This window comes from Agriterribacter sp. (assembly GCF_035444585.1).
Lineage (GTDB): Bacteria > Bacteroidota > Bacteroidia > Chitinophagales > Chitinophagaceae > Agriterribacter.
Window position 1 is genome coordinate 1 of sequence record NZ_DAOMOZ010000108.1, and the last position, 5,597, is coordinate 5,597.

Below are 5,597 nucleotides of genomic sequence, written 5' to 3' on the forward strand. Positions count from 1 at the left end.
AGTATTTTTTTGAACATGTATTCAATTTGAAAATTCGGGAATTTGAAAATTTGAAAATTAATTTTTACCTGTTAAAAATAAGGTACGCCATCTTCACATTCACACATTTTCAAATTTTCAAATTAATTGGGTTCCACCAGGAACAGCGGCTGATCATATTCTACCGGGCTGGCATCCTCTGCCAGTATCTTTACTATTTTGCCGCTCACTTCGCTTTCAATTTCATTAAAGAGCTTCATGGCCTCAATGATACAAACCACTTTTCCGGGTGTTACTTCATCGCCTACTTCAACAAATAAAGGTTTATCGGGTGATGCGCGGCGATAAAAAGTACCGATCATAGGGCTCTTGATGGTGAGAAGATTATCCGCTTTGGGTTCAACCTGGGGTTTTGCCTTTTCATGCGCCGGGCCGGTTGCCTGAGGCGGCGGGTTGAAGGACGGCTGGGAAGACGGCGGAGATACGACCTGGGTAATGTGCTCTTCTTTCTGTCTTATAGTAATTTTGAAATCCTTATCCTCTACGCTAATTTCTCCAATATTCGATTTGTTGATAATCTTTATCAACTCCTGAATTTGCTTAAAATCCATGTGGGTGAGTTTAATTTATTTAACCGTCAATTGATTGGAAACCGGCGGCTAAGATAGGAATTCAGGGTAAATATACCCAAAAATCAGCTTTTAACTCTTTCTACGTATTCTCCCGTTTTGGTATTGATCCTGATGAGCTCTCCCTCATCTACAAAGAGAGGCACCATTACAGTGGCTCCGGTTTCAATAGTGGCGGCCTTTAGTGTACGGGTGGCCGTATCGCCTCTGATGCCGGGCTCGCTGTAAGTAACCTGCACAACAATTTTATCCGGCAATTCCACACTCATGGGTGAATCGGTTTCGGTATTGATCAGTACGGAAACTTCCTGCGCCTCTTTCAAAAATTGCGGCGCGTCTATGAGCGGTTCCTGTACGATGATCTGCTCAAAGGTTTCATTATCCATAAAATTATACCCCGCATCATCTTTATACAAATACTGGTAGCTTTTTCTTTCTACCCGTACAGGGTAAATGCTATCACCTGAGTTCCAGGTCTTTTCGATGCTGCGGTTGTTTTCGATGCCTTTAAGTTTGGCCCATACCTTAGCAGCAGCCCTGGCGGTTTTATTTTCGCCAAATTCTACTACGCTATACAAGCTACCGTCTAATTTGAGGATCATCCCTCTGCTGATATCTGCTGTATTTGCCATACCTGTTTTTTTAAAAAGTGGCGCAAAGATAAGCTGAAATTATATTTCATGGTAAATATCCCAAATGTACATCAGTTTTAATGTCTTCTTTTAAATTGTGCCGGAAACTCCAATAGCCCGTTTTTTGCAGAAAAAATCCATCCCGGCAACAGAAGAATCGCGCTGCTCATTAAATTCTGACAACGAAGGCCATTTAAATAATTTTCGGGTATTTTTGCGCTTATGGAGCACATCATTCCCAACGATATTTTGTCAGAACAAAAACTTTCGTTTGATCGCTTTCGTGAAGAAGTGCTCAACGATTACCGCCTTGCCTGCGAAAGCAGGGAGACCAGTTTGCTGGGTCGTAAAGAAGTGCTGACAGGAAAAGCTAAATTCGGCATCTTCGGCGATGGCAAGGAAGTGCCGCAGATAGCATTATCTAAATTTTTTCAGCCGGGAGATTTTTATGCCGGGTATTACCGCGATCAAACCATTGCTTTTGCTACCGAAACAGCTACTATAGAAGAATTTTTTTCGCAGTTGTATGCCAACCCCGACGAAAATGATGAGCCTCATAGTGCGGGGAGGCAGATGAATGCACATTTTGCTTCAGCTTTTACAGATAAAAACGGCGAATTCATTGACCTGGTTAATCATAAAAATATAACCAGTGGCATGGCGCCCACTGCAGGACAGATGCCCAGGGCATTGGGACTGGCCTTTGCTTCAAAAGTATTTAGGGAAATTGATGTATTGCGCAAGTTCACCAGCCTGTCTGACAATGGTAATGAAGTGTGCTTTTGTACTATCGGCGATGCTTCTACTTCTGAAGGTCATTTTTGGGAAACGGTTAATGCCGCTGCGGTGCTGGAGGTTCCGTTGGCTATTTTTATATGGGATGATGGCTATGGTATTTCTGTTCCTTCGGAAAACCAGATCGTTAAGGGTTCTATCTCAGATGCTTTAAAGGGATTTCAGAAGAAAAATGATACAACGGGGATTGATATTTATAAAGTAAAATGCTGGGATTATTCGGGCCTTTGCGAAATTTTTGAGCAGGGCATTCAAAAGGTACGTGAAACCCACATTCCGGCTATTTTTCATGTGCAGGAAGTAACGCAGCCTCAGGGTCATTCTACTTCGGGAAGCCATGAGCGCTATAAAACCCAGGAGCGACTGGAATGGGAGAGGGAATGGGATTGCATAAAAAAAATGAAAGAATGGATCATTGCCAACGCGCTGGCTGAAGAAGAGGAATTGAACGCAATTGAGATCAAAGCAAAATCAACAGTAAAAGCGAGCCGCCAGGTTGCCTGGAATAAATATATATCGCCCATTAGAGCAATGGTAGCCAAAACCGTTGGGCTGTTGCAGCAAATTGTAAGTGAAGGAAAGGATAACACGGGGCGTATTCAGCTTGCTGTTAAAAATTTGCAGGCGAACCGGGAGCCCGACCGCAGGGATATTTTAAAAGCGCTGGCCTCCGGCGTTCATTTTAGTAATGATGGCGCTGTGCAACATTACTACAGCAGGCTGCTGGCCGAACAGGGTGCATTATATCATTCGCATTTGTATAATGAAGGCACAAAGAGCTTACAGCATGTTCAGCCCACGTATTTACAGTTCAGTGAAAACGCTCCTGTTCTTAACGGTTACCAGATACTGAACCGGTATTTTGATGAATTGTTCGCGCATAATCCCAGGGTATTGGCATTTGGGGAAGATCTGGGATTGATCGGCGACGTTAACCAGGGTTTTGCAGGATTGCAGCAGAAACACGGCGACAAAAGAATATTTGACACAGGCATTCGTGAGCTCACGATAATGGGGCAGGGCATAGGTTTGGCTATGAGAGGCTTACGGCCTATTGCAGAAATACAATATGTTGATTATATGTTGTACGGGCTGCAGCCGTTGAGCGATGATGCAGCTTCTTTACATTATCGCACAAAAGGAAGGCAGAGCTGTCCTGTTATTGTACGCACAAGAGGGCATCGCCTCGAAGGGATCTGGCATAGCGGCTCCCCGATGGGCATGCTCATTAATGCGCTTCGCGGGTTTCATGTGTGTGTGCCGCGCAATATGGTACAGGCTGCGGGTATGTATAACACTTTACTGGAAGTGAATGATCCTGCAATAATGATCGAATGCCTTAATGCTTACAGGCTTAAAGAAAGGTTACCATCCAATCTGTTAGAATACAGGGTAGCGTTGGGTGTTCCTGAAATAATAAAAGAAGGAGATGATCTTACAATCGTTTCTTATGGTGCTACCCTGCGCATAGCGTTTGAAGCGGCAACACTGCTTGATCAAATGGGGATACATTGCGAAGTTATTGACGTGCAGACCCTTTTGCCTTTCGATATCAATCATGCCATCCTCGGTTCTCTTAAAAAAACCAGCCGCATAATTTTTGCGGATGAAGATCTACCGGGAGGAGCCGCTGCCTATATGTTCAATATTGTTATGGAAAAGCAGGAAGGATACCGTTGGTTGGATGTAGCTCCAAGAACCATTACCGCGCAGGCGCACCGGCCGGCATATGGAACCGATGGTGATTATTTCAGTAAGCCAAATGTAGAGGATTTTATAAGGACTGTAAAGGAGATGATGCGTGAATGAGAGGCACGGGTTGCAGGGGTTACAGGTTACAGGTATGAGGTATCAGGCATGAGGTATGAGGTATGAGTGAAAAAGGAGCACCAAGCCCGTTATTAGTAGCTTTTACCTGATACCTGGTACCTGACTGCTGATACCTGGCATTTCAAATTTCAAATTTCAAATCATAAACTGACTTCATTGTGGGTAAAGCGGTGACTAAAACAGATATTCGTTTCACAGAATCGTGGAGGGAACAAAGAGAGGGGTCAAAAATAAGTTACTACCTTTTGTATACTTTCAGCTGGGGACTGGTCATCATTTTTATTTCCTTTTTTTTATTGATGTTCATGGGTGGCATCAGTATCATACCCATAGCCGAGGACAACAATAAGATCGTTTTGATTGTTATTACCGGATTTATACTTGGATTTATTACTGCGGTTACGGTTCGCGCAAGGAATGAAAAAAGGTATCAGAAAATATTAAGCAAAGTGAGGAAAGAGCCGGTTTAACAGCCCGGCAATTAGCCCGCGATGATATTATATAAATTATCATGCTTATTCGGGCGGAAGTACCCATTCCATTTATTGCGCACAACCGGTGCAAACACCGGGCATTCTGAATTGAGCCGTTTCGCCATTGCCTATTGGCTGTTGAATTAGCTGAGGCGGCTTATCTTCGCAATATCAGTTTTATTGCGGTAAGAATAACGGTAACGGGTTCATAAATAAAGCATAGCACAACAAGCGTATGAGAATTTTTCAAACAGCCGAAAGGGTGTCCCAAAACGATCATTCCGATAATTATGTATACCAGCGCTCCCTGCTCGCTTACCTGGAAACGGCAAAGCATATATCGGGCAGGGTACTGGAAATTGGTACAGGAAGTGGCTATGGCGTTGAAATTATAGCTCCGCATGCGGAGGCGTTTGTTACCATTGATAAATACCCGGCTGATATCAACAACAAGCAAAAAACAGGCAAGGGCAACGTGAAGTTTATTCAAATGAATGTGCCGCCGTTACAGGGCATCCCTTCCAACAACTTCGATTTTGTTATCAGTTTTCAGGTAATAGAACATATACAAAGCGATGGATTATTTCTAAAGGAGATCAACCGGGTGTTAAAAAAGGGTGGAAAATTGATCGTTACCACGCCAAACAAGAAGATGTCGCTCACCCGTAATCCCTGGCATGTCAGGGAATATACCATACCGGAACTGGAGAAATTATTATTATCTCATTTTAAAAAAGTAGAGAAAATGGGTGTTTTTGGAAACAGGAGCATAATGGATTATTACGCTAAAAACAAAGCTTCGGTTAAAAGAATAACCCGGTTTGATATTTTTGATCTTCAGTACCGGCTGCCGCGACAGCTTCTTCAAATACCTTACGATATCCTGAACAGGCTGAACAGGAAGAAGCTATTGAATAGTAATAAAGAACTGGTTACCGGAATTACCCATGAAGATTATAGTATCCGGGAGGCGGATGATACTTGCTTCGACCTGTTTTTTATTGCAGAAAAGGAATAGTTTGTTCCTGCGGTTCTGTGTTCCTGTTGTGCTTATGTATTTAGTTATTATTATTTAGACACATAGTATCATAGGACAGATAGGTACACATAGGATATTCTTTGTTCCCTATTGTATTCTATGTTCCTATGTGCCTATGTGTTCAGTTATTATTATTTAGACACATAGTATCATAGGGCAGATAGGTACACATAGGATATTCTTCGTCTCCTATTGTGTTCTATGTTCCTATGCGCCCATG

The 5,597-nt window shown here is 42.9% G+C and carries 5 protein-coding genes; 3 read left to right on the forward strand and 2 right to left on the reverse strand.

All coding sequences use genetic code 11. The annotated features are described in order from the left end of the window. Positions 1 to 122: 122 nt before the first annotated feature. Positions 123 to 590, reverse strand: coding sequence for an acetyl-CoA carboxylase biotin carboxyl carrier protein (gene accB / locus PLH26_RS12450; protein ID WP_324586349.1), 468 nt, complete (start codon positions 588 to 590; stop codon positions 123 to 125). 83 nt (positions 591 to 673) lie between these two features. Continuing rightward, positions 674 to 1,240, reverse strand: coding sequence for an elongation factor P (gene efp / locus PLH26_RS12455; RefSeq protein ID WP_324586350.1), 567 nt, complete (start codon positions 1,238 to 1,240; stop codon positions 674 to 676). 222 nt (positions 1,241 to 1,462) lie between these two features. Here efp and PLH26_RS12460 point away from each other — a divergent pair, with 222 nt between their 5' ends. The 3 genes from PLH26_RS12460 to PLH26_RS12470 all read left to right on the forward strand — a co-directional run bounded on the left by PLH26_RS12460 (position 1,463) and on the right by PLH26_RS12470 (position 5,356). Next, positions 1,463 to 3,844, forward strand: a complete 2,382-nt coding sequence (locus tag PLH26_RS12460; protein ID WP_324586351.1) for an alpha-ketoacid dehydrogenase subunit alpha/beta — start codon at positions 1,463 to 1,465, stop codon at positions 3,842 to 3,844. 179 nt (positions 3,845 to 4,023) lie between these two features. Beyond that, positions 4,024 to 4,335 carry a hypothetical protein gene (locus PLH26_RS12465; protein ID WP_324586352.1) on the forward strand — a complete coding sequence of 104 codons (312 nt, stop codon included), beginning with the start codon at positions 4,024 to 4,026 and terminating at the stop codon, positions 4,333 to 4,335. A 238-nt stretch (positions 4,336 to 4,573) separates the two neighbouring features. Continuing rightward, positions 4,574 to 5,356 carry a class I SAM-dependent methyltransferase gene (locus tag PLH26_RS12470; protein WP_324586353.1) on the forward strand — a complete coding sequence of 261 codons (783 nt, stop codon included), beginning with the start codon at positions 4,574 to 4,576 and terminating at the stop codon, positions 5,354 to 5,356. The last annotated feature ends 241 nt before the right edge of the window (positions 5,357 to 5,597 follow it).